A 15929-nucleotide genomic window follows, 5' to 3' on the forward strand; every position below is an offset into this window, starting at 1 on the left:
CCAAACCCACCACCCGTGAATCAAATTTGCCGATCAGGCGAAAACTATTCGGTTGCGGTGAGCCGTCGCCCTGCCCTACGATTTCATCCAGCCACCAAGGAAGAGGCAGGAATGCAGCAACCCGGCCGGGCCGCAGAAATCAAGGCGAACGGGATCGGCAAGAGCTTCGGCTCGTTCCGGGCGCTGGACAATCTGACGCTCGATATCGGCCGCGGCGAGTTCCTGACCCTGCTCGGGCCGTCGGGCTCCGGCAAGACGACCTTCCTGATGATCCTCGCCGGCTTCGTGCAGCCGAGCGAGGGGCAGTTGTTCAGCGACGGCATCGACATCACCGACCGTCCGGCCGAGCAGCGCGCCGCCGGCATGGTGTTCCAGGGCTATGCGCTGTTCCCGCACATGAGCGTCGAACAGAACATCGCCTTCCCGCTCAAGGTGCGCAAGAAATCCGCCTCCGAGATCAAGCGCCGCGTCGCCGAGATGGTCGAGCGCGTCGGGCTGAAGGGCCATGAGAAGAAATTGCCGGCGCAGCTTTCCGGTGGCCAGCAGCAGCGCGTGGCGCTTGCCCGCGCGCTGGTGTTCGAGCCGGGCGTGCTTCTGCTCGACGAGCCGTTCTCGGCGCTGGACAAGAGCCTGCGCGGCCAGATGCAGGCCGAGATGAAGCGGCTGCACCAGGAGACCGGCACCACCTTCGTCTTCGTCACCCACGACCAGAGCGAGGCGCTGGCGCTGTCGTCGCGCGTCGCCATCTTCAACCACGGCAAATTGCTGCAGGTCGGCCGGCCGGACGAGGTCTACGACCGGCCGGCCAACCGCTTCGTCGCCGAGTTCCTGGGCGAGATCAACATGCTGCCGGTGAAGGGCGTGACGCCTGCTGATAACGGCGCTGTCGGCCTGTGCGAAGACCGCGCTGTCAGCATGCGCTGCAAGGCCGAGGCGGTCAAAGGCGACGCCATCCTGGCGATCCGCCCCGAACACATGTCGATCGCGCGCGAGGCGGCTGTCGGCGAGAACGGCATCGCGGCGACCGCGATCGCGTCCACCTATCTGGGCGCTGCGACCAGGCTGGATCTCACGACGCGGCAAGGCTCGCGGGTAACGGTTTCGGTGCCGAACGAGGTAGCGGCCGCGGCACTGAGCAAGGGCAATTCCGTCTGGCTGACCTGGCCGGCCGAAAAAGGTTTCCTTCTTCCGGATGGAGGGCAGTGAGCACCGCTACGGCCTGAACTCGCCGCACCGGTTTTTTGGAATATCAATGAGAACAAGGGGAACTGACATGACCAATACCAAGAAACACACAATCGACTCCCTTGCCGACAGGGCAAGGCGCGGCGAGATCTCGCGCCGCCAGTTCGCGCAGATCGCCGGGCTCGTGCTGGCCGGCACGCCGCTGCTCATGCGCTCGACCGGCGCCTTCGCCGCGGCGAAGGAACTGGTGCTGGTGAACTGGGGCGGTGACGCCATCACCGCCTATGACGCCGCCTACGGCCAGGCCTTCACCAAGGATACCGGCATCACCGTCAAGATGGACGGCTCGGGCCCGACCGAAGGCGCGATCGCGGCGCAGTTCAAGAGCGGCGCCCCGACCTGGGACCTCGTCGACGTCGATCCGTTCTCGGCGATCACGCTGGGCGCGCAAGGCATGCTCGAGCCGATCGACTACACGGTCGTCGACAAGAAGAAGATGCGCGAGGGTTTCGGCTGGGAATACGCCGCCTCGACCTATTTCTTTTCCTATGTGATCGCATACGACTCGGAGAAATACGGCAGCAACGCGCCGACCGGCATGGCCGATTTCTTCGACGTGAAGAAATTCCCCGGCAAGCGCTCGCTCTACAAATGGGGCGTGTCGAGCTGGGAGGCCGCACTTCTCGCCGACGGCATCGCGCCGGCTTCGCTCTACCCGCTCGATCTAAAGCGGGCGCATGACAAGATCGCCGCCTTCAAGGAGAACGTTGTCGCCTATTGGGGCGGCGGCGCCGAGAGCCAGAGCGTGCTGCTCAACGGCGAAGCTTCGATGGCGATCGTGTGGTCGACGCGCGCCTCGCTGATCGAGCAGGACTCCGGCGGCAAGATCAAGTTCATCTGGGACCAAGGCCTGATCTCGCCCGGCGCGCTCGCGGTGCTCAAGAACAATCCCGGCGGCAAGGACGCTGCGATGAAGTTCATCGCCAGCGCGCAGGACCCGCAAAAGCAGCTGGTCATGTTCGACAAGCTCGGACAGGGCCCGGCCAATCCGGCCGCCGACGCGCTGATCCCCGCCGACAAGAAGCGCATCAACCCGGTCGACCCCGAGAATATGAAGAAGCAGATAGCGCTCGACATGGAGTGGTACGCCAAGAACTACGGCGCGGCGCTCGACGAATACACCAAGATCATCTCCGCCTGACCGGCGGAGACGATCATCCGACATGAGAGGCACCCTCTCCGACAGGACAGGCGCGGCGCTGTTGATGGCGCCGCTGCTCCTGTTCCTGGTCCTTGCGTATGCCTGGCCGTTCCTCGGCGTGGTGAAGTGGAGCTTCACCTTGCCGACGCCGGGGCTCGACCAATATAGCGCGCTCGCGACCGACCCGCTGGTGCAGTCGGTGTTCATCCGCACGTTGCGCATCGCGCTCATCGTCACGCTGGTGTCGGTCACCGCCGCCTATGCCATCACCGTTGTATGGGTGCGCGGCAGCCCGGTGCAGGGCGTGATTGCCGAGTTCTGCATCCTGGTGCCGTTCTGGATCTCGGTGCTGACGCGCGCCTTCGGCTGGGTGGCGCTGCTCTCCAACCGCGGCCTGATCAACACCTGGCTGCAATCGATCGGCTTCATCTCCGAGCCGCTGGCACTTGTGCGCAACGAATTCGGCGTCATCGTCGGCATGACGCACTTCCTCATCCCGTTCGCGGTGTTTCCGCTGGCGTCGGCCATGCGCAGCCTCGATGAGCGCGTGCTGCTCGCGGCGCGGGGGCTGGGTTCCAGCCGCATGCGCACCTTCTGGACGGTGTTCGTGCCGATGACGCGCTCCGGCATCATCGGCTCGGCGATGATCGTCTTCGTCTTCTCGCTGGGCTTCTTCGTCACGCCGGCAATCCTCGGCGGCGGGCGCAGCGTGATGATCGCCGAACTGATCTATCTCAGGATCTTCCAGAGCCCGGATTGGGGACTGGGGGCGGCGATCAGCGTCGTGCTGGTGGTCTTCGTCGGCGCGCTGATGGCGCTGCTCTTCCGCTCCGTCAAACCGAAGCAATTGGTGTAGCGCGATGCCGACCTACCGCCCCGGCCCCATCTCGCTGATCCTCGCCGTGCTGGTGGCGCTGTTCCTGCTTCTGCCGCTGCTTGCCGTCATCCCGGTGTCGCTGACGCCGAGCCGGATGCTGGCGATGCCGTCGGGCGAGCTGTCGCTGCGCCACTACCGGGCGCTCTACGAGGATCCGCGCTGGATCGACGCCATCCTGCTGTCGATCCGGATCGGCGTGGTCAGCAGCGCCATCTCGACGGTGTTGGCGCTCTGCTTCAGCCTCGGCGTCTGGATGTTCCAGCCGCGCTTCAGCGCGGCCCTTGTCGGCTTTGTGCTGCTGCCGATGGTGGTGCCGCCGGTGGTCTCGGCGATCACGCTCTACTTCCTGCTCACCTCGATCTCGGGGATGAGCTCGTTCTTCGGCTACGACACCTGGCTCGGCGTCGCCATGGCGCACTCGGTGATGACGGTACCCTTCGCGACCGTGCTGATCCTGGTCTCGCTCAGCCAGCTCGACCGCCGCATCGACCTTGCCGCGCGCGGGCTTGGCGCCAGTGTGTGGGAGCGCGCGACGCGTGTCATCATGCCCAACATCAGGTTCGGCATCGTCACCGCCGCGCTGCTATCCTTCGTGCTCTCCTGGGAAGAGATCGGCGTGACGCTGTTCATCACCTCGGTCAACGCCATAACCTTGCCCCGCCTGATGTGGATGGGCCTGCGCGACAATATCGACCCGGCGATTGCAGCGCTCTCGGTGATCCTGATCATCATCACGGTGCTGGTGCTTGCGGTGAGGAGCCTGGTGACCAGGCAGCGCGGAGCGCGCTAGACCTCAGCGAGAGGTGGCCAAACCTGCTCAAATCGCCAGGCCAACTGCTCGACTTCAATCACGATACGGCGCCTAGTACACGAGACACTGGCGTTTAATGGAGGTGATGATGTCGGTGACTTACGACTTTGCCGGCCGAACAGCCATCGTCACAGGTGGCGCCCGTGGCATCGGTCGAGCGATAGCCAGTAAGCTCGCATTGAGTGGTGCGGACGTTTGGATCTGGGATATCGAGCCTGTCGAACTGGAAGGCACACGCTCCCTTTCGGTGGACGTGACGAAACGCGATAGCGTCATGGAAGCGCTAAGCCTTATGGACACGACCGAAATCGACATTCTCGTGAACAATGCGGGGTGGCTGGGCAGCTACAAGCCGTTCGAGGAATTCGAACCGGCCGAATGGCAGCGAATCCTGCAGGTCAACCTTCTTGGCACGTTCGAAGTTACGCATCGGGTGCTGCCGCTTATGCGACAAGCGGGCAAGGGTCGGATCGTCAACATGGGATCGCTTGCCGGTAAAGAGGGACTGCCGAGCCTTGCGGCCTATTCCGCAGCCAGCGCCGGCGTCATCGCTTTCACCAAAGCGCTGTCGCGTGAGGTCAGCGACACCGATATCCGCGTCAACTGCATCGCTCCGGGTCCGATCGATACCCGCCTGATCCGGGACCTCGGCAACGAGACCGTCGACTCAATGATATCGGCAAGTCCGCTCAAGCGACTCGGCGATCCGAACGAGGTCGCGGCGCTGGTTGTATGGCTTTGCTCAGATGCGAGCGCGTTCAACACCGGCGCTGTTTTCGACATGTCCGGCGGCCGAGCCCGATACTAGCAGCAGAGGTGGCGATAGATTCTTGTGGGCTGGTTGAGCCGGACGGCTTTGGTGAACAGGCATAAACAGTCCAGAGCACCGGCCTGGTAGGCCGTAGGCGAACCCCGGAATTCCGCGGGTTTGGGCCGTTTTCCCCTGTAAAAGATACCCGCCGATCCACTCTATAATTCGGCCTTTCTGTAAAACGAAATCCGGTCCCCAAACCATGTCTGATCAGTCGAATCAGCCACGCACCGCGTCGGCTGTCACCCGGTCTTTTTTCTCGCATCTGGCCGCCGCCGGCGTCTCGCAGGAGACCCTGGCCAAGAGGTCCGGATGCCACGTCAACACCTTCTACAGTTGGAAGACTGGGAAGGCATCCGCGAGCGTTCCCAACATGGAAGCTGCGCTCGCTGTTCTGGGTCTCGAACTCGTCATTCGACCCATCAATTCCAAGCCAGAGGATATCGCAGCATGACCTATTCCCGAGTCAGAAGCGGTCCACTTTCCGGCCGTCTGGTTCACCAACAAAACAAGTTTGATCGCCCGAATATCCGTGGCGATCGGCGGATCGAATTACCCTCCGAACTGACCTGGCTTGATCGTCACCGAGCCAAGAGGTGTCGGGTGGGAGCTGCTACCATACGGGATCAATATCGCCGGGTCGCAACCATTCATTTCAGCAAACACAAAACCAGGGGGCCGTTCGTCGGCGACTGGGGTTTCGGGCTCATGATGAAACGCATCAGAGCTAAGCATTCGAGGAGGTTTAAATGAGCATGTTCACCGCCATCGAGGGAGGCCAAGTGCTTCTCACCAACCGCGGCGTCTATCAGGAAGCCAAGCTCTACAAGCGTGAAGGCGAACTGTTCGCCCAGATCAAGCAGGGCTTTGCCCGGCTGCTGGCCAGCAACCTCACGACTGCGCCCGGCATCCGCTGGAAGGCGATCGACGGCTTCATCTACGCCGAGACCGCGTTCGGTCCGCAGGAGCCCATTCCGGAGGAACCGAAAGTTCAGCCCCGAACCAGAAAGCTGAGGGCAATCTGATGGCCAAGGAACTCGCCGACGTCGACTGCCTGCTGCGCTTTCCGAAGAAGCCAGGCGCCAAATCGATCGCCATCGCCAAGGACGGCGACGATCTCGTGAACGAACCGATCTTCCTGCCCACGTCCGAGATCGAGGTCTTCGACACCGGCCGCAAGGAAGCCGGCAAACCCATCATCACCGTGACCATGCCGCAATGGCTCGCAGAAGCGAAGGAACTCGTCTGAATGTCTGGTCTTCAAGCCTATACCTGCACGCCGCGGCAGATTCGCCGCTTCATCATCCGCTGCATGCGAGCCCGCCGGGTTCCGTTCATCAAGTCCTCGCCGGCCATGGGCAAGAGCGCCATTGTCGCCTCGGTCGCTGATGAATATGGCCTCTTCCTGATCGACCATCGCCTGTCGACTTCGGCGCCGGAAGATCTGTCGGGCCTGCCCCACTTCCTGGCCAACGGGACGGCCGCCTTTGCGCCGTTCGACACGTTCCCAACGGAAGACACCCCGCTGCCGGAAGGCAAGCAGGGCTGGCTGCTGTTCCTGGACGAGTTCAACTCGGCCTCGAAGGCAGTCCAGGCTGCGGCTTACAAGCTGGTTCTCGACCGGATGGTCGGCCTCAAGAAGCTGCATCCCCGCGTCGTCATCGTCTGCGCCGGCAACCTGGCGTCGGACCGAGCCATCGTCAATCCGATCGGCACGGCCATGCAGTCCCGCCTGATCCACCTCAAGATGGTCCTCAGCCATGACGAGTTCATGGAAGACGTGGCCTTCGCTAAGGGGTGGGACAACCGGATCATCGCCTTCCTCAACTTCAACAAGGGCGCCCTGCACGACTTCCGGCCCGACCACAACGACGAGACGTTCTGTTCGCCCCGCACCTGGGAGTTCATGAACGACCTCATCCAGGGCGAGGAAGTCCGCGAGGAAGACGCAGCTCTCTATGCCGGCACCATCACCTCCGGCACGGCGGTCGAGTTCATCACCTTCACCAAGGTGTTCAACGAGCTGCCGAAGATCCAGAACATCGTCAAGGACCCGCTCGGCACCGATCTGCCGAAGGATTCCTCGACCAAGTGGGCAGTCATCACCCACCTGGCTGACCAGGCCAATGACGACAATTTCGGTGCGATCACCGAATACGTCGCCAGGCTCGGCGGTGATTACCGGATCCTGTTCTTCCGCGGCCTGCGCATCAGGAAGCCCGAGCTGCAGAAGCATCCGGCTTTCCGCAAGGCGCTCGTCGAACTCTCGAGGTATTTCCATGACGACGTCCCAGCAGCTGCCTGACATCGACTACTACGCCCTCGACCGGATGTTCGATAAGACCAAGTCCAAGGTGTTCCTGGGGAAAAGCGCTGCTTTCCTCGGGAGCATCATGTGCTCGATGAACTTTTCCTGGGTCAACGACATCGAGACGGCCTGCACCAACGGCATCAGCCTGATGTGGAACCCGTATTTCTATCTGGCCATCCCGGAAGAGACACAGGCCACCATCCTGGTTCACGAGCTCAAGCATCCGGCCCGCCTGGACATGCTGCGCCGTGGATCCAGGGATCCGGAGCTCTGGAACTATGCGGCCGACATCGCGATCAACAACGAGCTGATCCGGGACGGCTACTCGTTCAAGGGCCTCAAGCCCTGGTTCAACTTCGACTACGAGGGCTGGATCACCGAGGACATCTACGATGACCTCTATGCCAAGGAACAGGCCCTAATCCAGCAGATGGGCGGCCCGGGCGCCTTCATCGGTGGCCCGTTGCCGAGCATCATCCCGTCCCCATGGCTGGTCAACCCGAAGACCAACAAGTGGGACAAGAAAGGTGACCTGGTCGAACCAGATGAAACAGACGTCAACCGTGCCCTGGCCCACAAGGTCCTCAACACGGTCGTGGCTGCTAGTCACCAGGCAAACCTGGCCGGCGAGCAGCTGCCGGGCGAGGTCGAGCTGACGTTGAAGCGTTTCCTGCAGCCCAAGCTGCCGTGGGAGACGATCCTGTTCAACTTCTTCAACGAGCTCGCCAAGTGCGACTATTCCTGGGCTCGTCCTAACCGGAGGTATCAAGACGTGTATTTGCCCTCGCTGCAGGACGAAGACGGCGGTCTCGACCATATCGCCTACTTCCTCGACGTCTCTGGCTCGATCTCCGAAGGCGACATCATCCGTTTCCACTCGGAGTTCAAATACGTCAAGGAGCACTTCGAGCCCGAGAAGATGACGATGTTGCAATTCGACACGGGCATCACCAAGACGGAAGTCTTCCTCAAGGAGGATCCGTTCGAGGAGTCGCACATCATCGGCCGCGGTGGCACCTCCCTGGTTCCAGTGCGGCAGTGGATCATCGACAACAAGCCGACAGCCGTCGTCGTGTTCTCGGATCTGCAATGCACGCCCATGGAGGCCCTGCCTCCTGGCGTGAATGTCCCGATCATCTGGGTCGCCCTCAACAACGCCGGCGCCAAGGTGAACCAGGGACAGCTCGTCCATCTCAGGGAATAACTAGGTCCGAAGGTGCTCTACGGACGCAGGGGAGCCGAAACCCATAGCAGGCACCAAAACGGCGATCCTTGAAAAAGCAGTGCTGTCTCCAGTTGGTTGCAGCACTGGCAAGGGGAGCGGGAGTGATGAGCTCTCGGCGTGAACCGGCACGCTTTACCTGGCTAGGACTTCGCCAGGACCGGTAGTCAATTCTCTAGAACAAGGAGCTACCACCATGGACTGGCGGTCCTATTACTACGGCTTTGCCCGTCATGCGGCCCAGAAGTCGAAAGACTCGACCCAGGTCGGCGCCGTGCTCGTCGGGCCGGAAGGCGAGATTCGCCTGACCGGCTTCAATGGTCCTCCCCGCGGTGTCGTCGATTCTGACGTCCGCCGGACCCGGCCGACCAAATACCTCTTCGCCTCGCATGCTGAGGCCAATCTGATCGCTTTTGCGGCCCGGGAAGGCATCCGCACCAAGGACTGCACCGTCTACGTCACCCATGCGCCTTGTGCTGCCTGTGCCCGGACACTGATCCAGGCCGGCATCAAGGAGATCGTCGTCGGCACCGGTGCCTTCGGTGTTGCCGGCAGCTGGTCCGAGGAGAACGAGGCCGCTGCAGCCATGTGCCGTGAAGCCGGCGTCAAGGTCATCAACTTCGTCTGCCAGGAAGCAGCCTGATGGCCGCCCCCAAGAATCCCTATCGGGCGCCAGTGCTCACCAGCAATCCGGTGATCCAGGAGCTCGACCGCATCGTCCGCGCCTCCAATCGCGAGCAGCGGGAGATCATGGGCAAAGCCGGCGTCACCAACCCTGCCTATGCCAGCTGGAAGCGTGGTGATTTCGAACCAACCCTGAGCAGCCTGCAAGCCATAGCCGGAGCGCTTGGCTACCAGGTCGCTCTCATCCCAAAGGAATCAGCCGATGCCTAAGTTCAAGGTCACCAAATGCGTCGACGCCTTCCAGCACTTTTCCATCGTGGTGGAAGCGGAAAATGCAGAGGCCGCTGTCGAGCTCGCCAAGGAAGACGATGACATCCTCGACTGGGTCGACGATGGCGTCACCACCTATGACGACGTCGACTGGGAAAATATCGAGCCGGAGCTGGTCCCATGAGCAAGCCCCGCTACTACCACACGACCGTCGGCCAGGACCATATTCCCGATCGCTGGAAGTGGCTCGACGTGGCCATCCCCTACCTGCTGATCGCCGTCGCTTGCGGCATCGACATCATGGTTCTGCTTTCGCTTGGCTGGCGGCCGACATGAGATCTGGCCCGAACCGCTATCGCCGGGAAATAGACCCGTTCGCTTACACTCAGTTCGGCGACAGGTTCGCCATGGCCGACATCGAGGGTCGCCGCAAACCCGAACACTCACACGATCATCTCCCCTGGTCCTGGGATCCAGAGCCATGGAGCGACGACGAAAAGGAGACACGCTGATGGTCATCGAAAACTTCCTCGAAGAGATCCGGCAGACCAGGTCCCTCATGAAGGTCAGCCTTCAGGAGGCCAAGCGGATCGTCGTCAAACGCCACATCCTGAAATCGATCGAGGAAGCCCGGAATTTCTATGAGCTCCGAGCCCTGGTTCGAACTATCGCTGAGAAGGTGCTCTAATGAAGCTCCGATACGTAATTGAGGTCGACACCCAACGCATACCACATCAGCTGGACGACGACAAAAATTTGGTCGTTAGCGCTAAGCACGGCCAGATACTGCTCAATGTTCTGAAGAACGCCAACGTGTCCTGGGATGCCTGGAAAGAGCTGAACCAGACCTGCTCAATCGACATTGTATCAATCGAAGTGAAAGGAATCTGATCACGATGAGCTACCACGATCGTAAGGCCAACGCCCAGGCACTAGCTGCCGAGGTGCTCTCCAATCACGTCATGAAGGATGGCCTGGTGCGGTCGTTCCGCTTCCATACCCATCATGTCGCCAAGAGCTACGACAAGGGCCGCAAGGGAGATTATCCCTTTGCGATTCATCAGCCGGCGGAGGGCGCCAAGTTCAGCCCGACCGGCACCTACGCCTTCACTCTCACCTGGACACCCGGCCAGCTTGTTCTAACCGGCGATTGTGACGAGCTCACGCTCACCCACTATAACGCCATGCCGACGTTCGAAGAGGCTATTCGGTGGATCACTGAATGCAGTGAGGACTTCGACTATCTCCTGGGCAAATCTAGTGCCCAGCGGGGCTATGACCAGGAAGAGACCTTCCACTGGTTCAAGCAGATGATCAACGAGGAGCTCTTCAATACTCTCCTCGGTCCGCAGAACTGGGCTGACCGCAAACTAGCGCGCAACTTTAAACGCGGCCAGATCCACGAACAGCGGGAGTGGCGCCGGAGTAAGGTCGACTGGGAGAGCCAAGAGGACTGGCTCGAGGATCGACCGAGCCATGTCTTCAATTCACCCGATGACGACGCTTGGCATTGGTGGAGAAAGATTTCCGAACACGCTTCTGTTTACAAGGAGCAGTTCGACATCACCAAAGCCGAGGATCGAAAGGAACTCCTCCGAGAGATCGCAGGCAATTTCGAAGACGAGCATAGTGCTGCAGATTTTCTGTGGGGCGAGCTTGGATGCGACGATCCCAACATCTGTCGCAACTACAACTGGCGTGCTTTCTTCCAGATCGCATGTATCCAGCACGGGTGCCGCTTGATCCTCGATTCAGGTGCTATTTGATCTCCTCGGGCGTGAGAGCCCTGACCACCCACTTAACGGCAACGCATGTTGGCGCGATTTCGCACCTGAATCGCGGCGTGGGTGGTCAGGGAAACTCTAATTCTATGGTTTATGTGGATATTCACGGTCCATTAACTTTCAGTAACATTTCAGTGATTGATAATCCATGACTATTAAGATTTATGGTTTCCCCGACGGAAGGTAACCGTCTCCCATCTCCCCGAAGGAAACCCCCAGCAGTGACCCGCACGCCTTACGACCCCATGCCCGCTAAAACAGCAACTACTAAGAAAAGAAAACGCTTCAAGCAATGTCCAGACTGCCCCTGGTCAATCGACATTGCCAAACGACTTCACCGCAAAAAAGTGTGCTCCCGCCACCATGAAATCCTGAAGGACCTTTTCAATGACCACGATCTCAGCCCAAACCATCTTGCGGAGCCGCCACTCGCAGCGACCTGACAAAGTTCTCTCGACGCTCCTTCTGCGCTACCCGCGCTGGATCCACGCTGAGCTGATGACCCACCGTCAGCTCAGCCGCAACGCCGCCTCCTCCCGGGCGATTCCTGTTGCCAAGTTGATCGCTGATGTTGAGAGCGATCCGGCTGTGCCCATGCACTGGGGAGCGAACCAGAAGGGAATGCAGGCCAATGCGGAGACCGATACCAAGGTCTCCAATTGGGCCTTTGCCGGCATGGGACCGAAGCTCGCCAATGACAGAGCCTGGCTCCAGGCCAAGAATACAGCAGTTGCCGCGGCGAAGTCCTTTGCCAAGGCCGGCTATCACAAGCAGATCGTGAATCGGCTCCTGGAGCCTTTCGCCCACATTACCGTGCTTGCCTCGGCAACCGAGTGGTCGAACTTCATCGCGCTGCGGGACCATTCTGCAGCCGAACCGCATATCCAGATCCTGGCTCGTGAGATCAAGCGAGAGCTCGATCGGACGGACAACATCAACCATTTGCTGCCTGGCATGTGGCATCTGCCTTTCCGCACCGAAGAGTGGGGGAACCAGCGGCTGAACGGCGACGAGTACGAGATCGCTCTTAAGCGCGAGATCGCCCGCTCAGTCGCCTGCTGTGCCTCGACCTCCTACAAGACGGTCGATGGCTTCGACATGACCTATGACAGGGCCATCGATCTGCATGACAAGCTGGTCGGCTCCACGCCGCTACATGCTTCGCCAGCCGAACACGTCGCTCAGGCTGACCGGTGGGATCCAGGCAGCTGGGGCAAGGAGGCAATCAAGGATGAGCTCGGCTGGGAAAACCCTGAGCAGCATAAAAATTTCGTTGGATTTAGGCAGTATAGGGCCATGCTTCCAAATGAGTGTCTGTAAGAACGGTCACGACGGTCCTCGTCGCAACAATGGGAATTGCATTGAGTGCGAAAAGGTCCGTTATAAAACCAGCGAGAAGAAGCGTACCTATCAAAAGGAAAACAGCCGTCAAAGGCGAGAGCGAGTTCGAAATGATCCACTTCTCAATGACGCGCAACGGAAATACATGAAAGATTACCGGGAGGCGAATAAGGAACGCCTCGCGGTTTCGCAGTCCGAATATCAAAAACGTCCGGATGTGGCAGCACGATTTCGCTTAAAGCGAAAAGGCATTGACCCCACTGAACTCTCCCAGATCGTCTTGGAGGCGCAGACGTGTCAAATCTGTAATGGACCGCCGGATGGGAGATGGGAAACCTTGCATGTCGACCACTGCCACGAGACCGGGGGTTTCAGAGGCATGATCTGTCATTCGTGCAATTCTGGGTTGGCTCGTTTCAAGGACAACCCAGACATCATGCGGGCCGCAGCGGCCTATATCGAGCAATACAGGAAACAGCTCCCAAATGAGTGCCTTTGAAAATCCCTAATTCTACAAAACAAAATCCGGAGAAAATGATTCGCGAGCGGTGTCAATATAAATTGCTCGCGTCCACATTAAAATGTGGATTTTTCGTGATTAAGGGATTGTAAACGACCCGGAAATGGGTTTTCATCATCGCAGTTCTGGTGACACAGTCAGAGCGAGGAGCTGGTAAGTCCTTGAGACTTCTGGCATTTTGCGGCGTCTAGCTTTCTTGACCCACTGCGAGACGGCACATTCTTGTCACACGGACTAAACCTTCTGGAGGGTTTTGGGTCCCTCGTTCGCCTGGTCCGATCAACCGTGGCGAACGGGGGATTTGTTTTCTTGGGTGTTGATAATCTCGACATAATCAAGATAATGTGCGAGACATATTTAACAAAACCGAGAGAATGAGAAACTGAAAATGGCCGCCAGATATAAAAGAAAAGCAGACGATACGGAGATCGTGAGGCTCAACAACATCGGCCTGTCGCTCACCAGCATCGGAGAACGGCTCGGCGTGCATCACACGACGGTCAAATACCGCCTGGACGCGCTTGGCATTCCCCCGGCAGACACCCGCCGGGCATTCATGGAGGACATCTTCAGTGCCCTGCCTGTCTCACAGCAGGAATGGTTGATGAACCAGTTGGGACCTGGACACACGGTCAAGGACTTCGTCAGGTCACTGTTGATCAAAGAATTCATGGGTCGGGCGGCGCCGATCACTGAATCCTGATTATTAAGGGATTATCTACCGATTTACGAGATTCTAGCTTGACAAAATAATTGAAAACCACAAGGGTCTCGAAGCGAACCGAATAGCATGATTCGACCGGACAAGGGGTACTAAAGTCTCTGGTCGAATAAACCCGAATAGGAGTTAACAATGAGTGAGCAAGCTACGGGTGAGGCGCCAACTGCCCTCACCCCACGTTTGGTCTTCGACAAAGCTCTCGTGGAGGAGTCCGTTCCGGCCTTCCTCCGCAAGGAACGTGGCGAGCCGCGGGAACCAGGGGATCCGGAGAAGCCCATCGTCGTTCAAGAGCCTGAAGTCGCCGCCGCGGTGACCGAACCCGTCAATCACCAGTCTGAAGATCGGCTGGAAGATCTGGTTGAGGCGCCGGCAGAAATCACCGAAGAGGTGTCGGCTCCCGAAGCCGATGCCGAAGCCAGGGAAGAGGATCCCATCGAGGGCCAGAACCTGGACGAACTGTCGGTCGAAGATCTGCAGCGTCAGCAGGAGGAGATCAACCGCAAGATCCAGGAGAAGCGCCAGGCTGAGAAGCAGAGCGTCATTGCCCAGATCGTCGAGGTGGTCAACACCTACAAGATCCCGGTCGACGAACTCGTCGAAGCCCTGGGCGGCCTGAAGGTCAAGCGCAAGGGCGTCAAGGCCAAGCCGAAGTACCAGGATCCGGTCTCCGGAGCCATCTGGTCCGGCCGCGGCAAGGAGCCTGCCTGGATCAAGGGCAAGAACCGAGCTCCCTTCGAGATCAAGTAATCCGCCTGACGAGGCGGCTAGGGTGCATCATCCGGTCTGAGGTCGCTCTTCGGACGCAGTCCAGCCTGTGAGGCCTGGTCACCCGCTACTATCACCCGCCGGGTCAGCAACGCTTTCGGATAGGCGCCAAGTGACCCGGCATTTCTTTGCCTGGCTCCAACCCACGAGCATATTTTATGAATATCCAGATCCAGCCCAGCACCGCCTACAATCTCAATGACGGCCAGAAGGCCGCGGCAGATGCTTTCCTCGAGTTCCTGTTCAGCGACGACAAGGAGTTCATCATCTCGGGTCCGGCCGGCGTCGGCAAGACCTACCTGATGAACTACATCATCGACAACACGATGCCGCGCTACCTCGAGATGTGCAAGCTGCTCGGCATCAAGCCGGAATACACCGAAGTCGTGATGACGGCGACCACCAACAAGGCGGCCGAGGTGCTCGGCAAGGCCACCGGTCGGCCGACCCAGACGACGGCATCGTTCTTCAACCTGACCGTCAAGAACGACTTCAAGACCGGCGAGACATTCCTGCAGCAGACCTCCAAGTGGAAGGTCCACCAGAAGCTGATCATCTTCATCGACGAATCCTCGATGATCGACACAGGTCTCTGGCGCATGCTCCACGACGGAACCATGGACTGCAAGCTGGTCTATGTCGGCGATCGCCACCAGCTGGCTCCGGTGAACGAGGACCTGTCCCCGATCTACAAGCGCGACTCTCCCATGGTCGAGCTGTTGCAGCCGGTCCGCAACGTCAACCAGCCGGCGCTGATGGCTATCTGCCAGCAGCTGCGCGACACCGTCGCCACCGGAACCTTCAAGCCGATCAAGCCGGTGCCTGGTGTCATCGACCTGTTCGATGGCCCGCAGATGCAGGCCGAGATCGACCGGACCTTCATGAAGCAGAACTCGACGGCCCGAATCCTGGCCTACACCAACAAGCGGGTGATCGAGTACAACGACCACATCCGCAGCATGCGCAACCTGCCGGCGTCGTTCCAGCCAGGCGAAGTCCTGGTCACCAACTCGGTGCTCCACCATCGTCACGGCAACATCGCGATCGAGATGGAAGTCGAGGTGCTCAACAACCACGGCGCCAACCGTGTCATGATCGACGAGGAACACGATGTCAGCCTCGACATCGAAGTCCTGGATCTGCGCGATCAGTTCGGTGACGTCTACCAGCATGTCGCCCTGCCGACCAACCGCAAGCATTTCGACGATCTCGTCAAATACTATGGTCGGGTGAAGAACTGGACGAGAATGTTCTATCTCAAGAACAATTTTGCCGACCTCCGGCCTCGTGATGCGGCCACTGTCCACAAGTCTCAAGGGTCCACCTACGAGACAGTCTTCGTGGATCTTGGTAATATCAGCACATGCAATATTCCGAGCCAGACGGCCCGGATGCTCTATGTTGCGTTTTCACGGGCTCGGAGCAGGGTTGTCCTTTATGGAGACCTTGCAGCCAAGTATGGAGGTCTCGACCTCTCGTAAGGAAA

Annotated in this window: 19 protein-coding genes; all 19 read left to right on the forward strand. The window is 59.6% G+C overall.

Annotated elements, in window-relative coordinates; translation table 11 throughout:
* The first annotated feature begins 111 nt into the window (after nt 1-111).
* Nucleotides 112-1206: an ABC transporter ATP-binding protein gene (locus EJ073_RS09420; RefSeq protein ID WP_126055476.1), complete on the forward strand. Its 1095-nt coding sequence runs from the start codon at nt 112-114 to the stop codon at nt 1204-1206.
* A gap of 67 nt (nt 1207-1273) precedes the next feature.
* Complete coding sequence (locus tag EJ073_RS09425) at nt 1274-2386, forward strand: ABC transporter substrate-binding protein (protein WP_126055477.1); 1113 nt, start codon at nt 1274-1276, stop codon at nt 2384-2386.
* 22 nt (nt 2387-2408) lie between these two features.
* Entirely contained in the window at nt 2409-3242 is an 834-nt protein-coding gene (locus EJ073_RS09430; protein WP_126055478.1) for an ABC transporter permease, read from the forward strand.
* Between the two features lie 4 nt (nt 3243-3246).
* Nucleotides 3247-4053 (forward strand): ABC transporter permease, encoded by an 807-nt coding sequence (locus EJ073_RS09435; RefSeq protein WP_126055479.1) that lies wholly within the window; start codon nt 3247-3249, stop codon nt 4051-4053.
* Nucleotides 4054-4162: 109 nt separating this feature from the next.
* Entirely contained in the window at nt 4163-4882 is a 720-nt protein-coding gene (locus tag EJ073_RS09440) for an SDR family NAD(P)-dependent oxidoreductase (protein WP_245455522.1), read from the forward strand.
* Nucleotides 4883-5634: 752 nt separating this feature from the next.
* Complete coding sequence (locus tag EJ073_RS09445) at nt 5635-5910, forward strand: hypothetical protein (protein WP_126055481.1); 276 nt, start codon at nt 5635-5637, stop codon at nt 5908-5910.
* A complete protein-coding gene (locus EJ073_RS09450; protein WP_126055482.1) occupies nt 5910-6134 on the forward strand; it encodes a hypothetical protein in 225 nt (74 codons plus the stop codon). The genes EJ073_RS09445 and EJ073_RS09450 overlap by 1 nt, the downstream gene beginning before the upstream one ends.
* Entirely contained in the window at nt 6135-7190 is a 1056-nt protein-coding gene (locus EJ073_RS09455; protein WP_126055483.1) for an ATP-binding protein, read from the forward strand.
* The gene (locus tag EJ073_RS09460; RefSeq protein WP_126055484.1) at nt 7165-8400 is read left to right on the forward strand and encodes a VWA-like domain-containing protein; all 1236 of its coding nucleotides are present in this window, start codon (nt 7165-7167) and stop codon (nt 8398-8400) included. The genes EJ073_RS09455 and EJ073_RS09460 overlap by 26 nt, the downstream gene beginning before the upstream one ends.
* A 214-nt stretch (nt 8401-8614) precedes the next feature.
* On the forward strand, nt 8615-9061 hold the full coding sequence (locus EJ073_RS09465; protein ID WP_126055485.1) for a dCMP deaminase family protein: 447 nt from the start codon (nt 8615-8617) through the stop codon (nt 9059-9061).
* A complete protein-coding gene (locus EJ073_RS09470) occupies nt 9061-9312 on the forward strand; it encodes a helix-turn-helix domain-containing protein (RefSeq protein WP_126055486.1) in 252 nt (83 codons plus the stop codon). The genes EJ073_RS09465 and EJ073_RS09470 overlap by 1 nt, the downstream gene beginning before the upstream one ends.
* The gene (locus EJ073_RS09475) at nt 9305-9496 is read left to right on the forward strand and encodes a hypothetical protein (RefSeq protein ID WP_126055487.1); all 192 of its coding nucleotides are present in this window, start codon (nt 9305-9307) and stop codon (nt 9494-9496) included. Before EJ073_RS09470 ends, EJ073_RS09475 begins: the two co-directional genes overlap by 8 nt.
* On the forward strand, nt 9493-9648 hold the full coding sequence (locus tag EJ073_RS31455) for a hypothetical protein (RefSeq protein WP_190233839.1): 156 nt from the start codon (nt 9493-9495) through the stop codon (nt 9646-9648). The genes EJ073_RS09475 and EJ073_RS31455 overlap by 4 nt, the downstream gene beginning before the upstream one ends.
* A 175-nt stretch (nt 9649-9823) precedes the next feature.
* Nucleotides 9824-10000, forward strand: a complete 177-nt coding sequence (locus tag EJ073_RS31460) for a hypothetical protein (protein WP_190233840.1) — start codon at nt 9824-9826, stop codon at nt 9998-10000.
* A gap of 208 nt (nt 10001-10208) precedes the next feature.
* A complete protein-coding gene (locus EJ073_RS09480) occupies nt 10209-11078 on the forward strand; it encodes a hypothetical protein (RefSeq protein ID WP_126055488.1) in 870 nt (289 codons plus the stop codon).
* A 405-nt stretch (nt 11079-11483) separates the two neighbouring features.
* Nucleotides 11484-12416, forward strand: coding sequence for an FAD-dependent thymidylate synthase (locus EJ073_RS09485; protein ID WP_126055489.1), 933 nt, complete (start codon nt 11484-11486; stop codon nt 12414-12416).
* 929 nt (nt 12417-13345) lie between these two features.
* Complete coding sequence (locus EJ073_RS09495; RefSeq protein ID WP_126055491.1) at nt 13346-13660, forward strand: hypothetical protein; 315 nt, start codon at nt 13346-13348, stop codon at nt 13658-13660.
* Nucleotides 13661-13810: 150 nt separating this feature from the next.
* The gene (locus EJ073_RS09500; RefSeq protein WP_126055492.1) at nt 13811-14425 is read left to right on the forward strand and encodes an H-NS histone family protein; all 615 of its coding nucleotides are present in this window, start codon (nt 13811-13813) and stop codon (nt 14423-14425) included.
* Nucleotides 14426-14601: 176 nt separating this feature from the next.
* A complete protein-coding gene (locus EJ073_RS09505; RefSeq protein ID WP_126055493.1) occupies nt 14602-15924 on the forward strand; it encodes an AAA family ATPase in 1323 nt (440 codons plus the stop codon).
* The last annotated feature ends 5 nt before the right edge of the window (nt 15925-15929 follow it).

The sequence above is a fragment of the Mesorhizobium sp. M4B.F.Ca.ET.058.02.1.1 genome (assembly GCF_003952505.1).
Classification (GTDB): domain Bacteria; phylum Pseudomonadota; class Alphaproteobacteria; order Rhizobiales; family Rhizobiaceae; genus Mesorhizobium.

What these genes read in the sequence shown, in the direction of transcription:
- EJ073_RS09465 (WP_126055485.1), top strand. Translation starts at nt 8,615, where the DNA reads ATGGACTGGCGGTCCTATTACTACGGCTTTGCCCGTCATGCGGCCCAG.
- EJ073_RS09495 (WP_126055491.1), top strand. Translation starts at nt 13,346, where the DNA reads ATGGCCGCCAGATATAAAAGAAAAGCAGACGATACGGAGATCGTGAGG.
- EJ073_RS31460 (WP_190233840.1), top strand. Translation starts at nt 9,824, where the DNA reads ATGGTCATCGAAAACTTCCTCGAAGAGATCCGGCAGACCAGGTCCCTC.
- EJ073_RS09505 (WP_126055493.1), top strand. Translation starts at nt 14,602, where the DNA reads ATGAATATCCAGATCCAGCCCAGCACCGCCTACAATCTCAATGACGGC.
- EJ073_RS09480 (WP_126055488.1), top strand. Translation starts at nt 10,209, where the DNA reads ATGAGCTACCACGATCGTAAGGCCAACGCCCAGGCACTAGCTGCCGAG.
- EJ073_RS09430 (WP_126055478.1), top strand. Translation starts at nt 2,409, where the DNA reads ATGAGAGGCACCCTCTCCGACAGGACAGGCGCGGCGCTGTTGATGGCG.
- EJ073_RS31455 (WP_190233839.1), top strand. Translation starts at nt 9,493, where the DNA reads ATGAGCAAGCCCCGCTACTACCACACGACCGTCGGCCAGGACCATATT.
- EJ073_RS09485 (WP_126055489.1), top strand. Translation starts at nt 11,484, where the DNA reads ATGACCACGATCTCAGCCCAAACCATCTTGCGGAGCCGCCACTCGCAG.
- EJ073_RS09470 (WP_126055486.1), top strand. Translation starts at nt 9,061, where the DNA reads ATGGCCGCCCCCAAGAATCCCTATCGGGCGCCAGTGCTCACCAGCAAT.
- EJ073_RS09460 (WP_126055484.1), top strand. Translation starts at nt 7,165, where the DNA reads ATGACGACGTCCCAGCAGCTGCCTGACATCGACTACTACGCCCTCGAC.
- EJ073_RS09445 (WP_126055481.1), top strand. Translation starts at nt 5,635, where the DNA reads ATGAGCATGTTCACCGCCATCGAGGGAGGCCAAGTGCTTCTCACCAAC.
- EJ073_RS09500 (WP_126055492.1), top strand. Translation starts at nt 13,811, where the DNA reads ATGAGTGAGCAAGCTACGGGTGAGGCGCCAACTGCCCTCACCCCACGT.
- EJ073_RS09450 (WP_126055482.1), top strand. Translation starts at nt 5,910, where the DNA reads ATGGCCAAGGAACTCGCCGACGTCGACTGCCTGCTGCGCTTTCCGAAG.
- EJ073_RS09440 (WP_245455522.1), top strand. Translation starts at nt 4,163, where the DNA reads ATGTCGGTGACTTACGACTTTGCCGGCCGAACAGCCATCGTCACAGGT.
- EJ073_RS09475 (WP_126055487.1), top strand. Translation starts at nt 9,305, where the DNA reads ATGCCTAAGTTCAAGGTCACCAAATGCGTCGACGCCTTCCAGCACTTT.
- EJ073_RS09420 (WP_126055476.1), top strand. Translation starts at nt 112, where the DNA reads ATGCAGCAACCCGGCCGGGCCGCAGAAATCAAGGCGAACGGGATCGGC.
- EJ073_RS09455 (WP_126055483.1), top strand. Translation starts at nt 6,135, where the DNA reads ATGTCTGGTCTTCAAGCCTATACCTGCACGCCGCGGCAGATTCGCCGC.
- EJ073_RS09435 (WP_126055479.1), top strand. Translation starts at nt 3,247, where the DNA reads ATGCCGACCTACCGCCCCGGCCCCATCTCGCTGATCCTCGCCGTGCTG.
- EJ073_RS09425 (WP_126055477.1), top strand. Translation starts at nt 1,274, where the DNA reads ATGACCAATACCAAGAAACACACAATCGACTCCCTTGCCGACAGGGCA.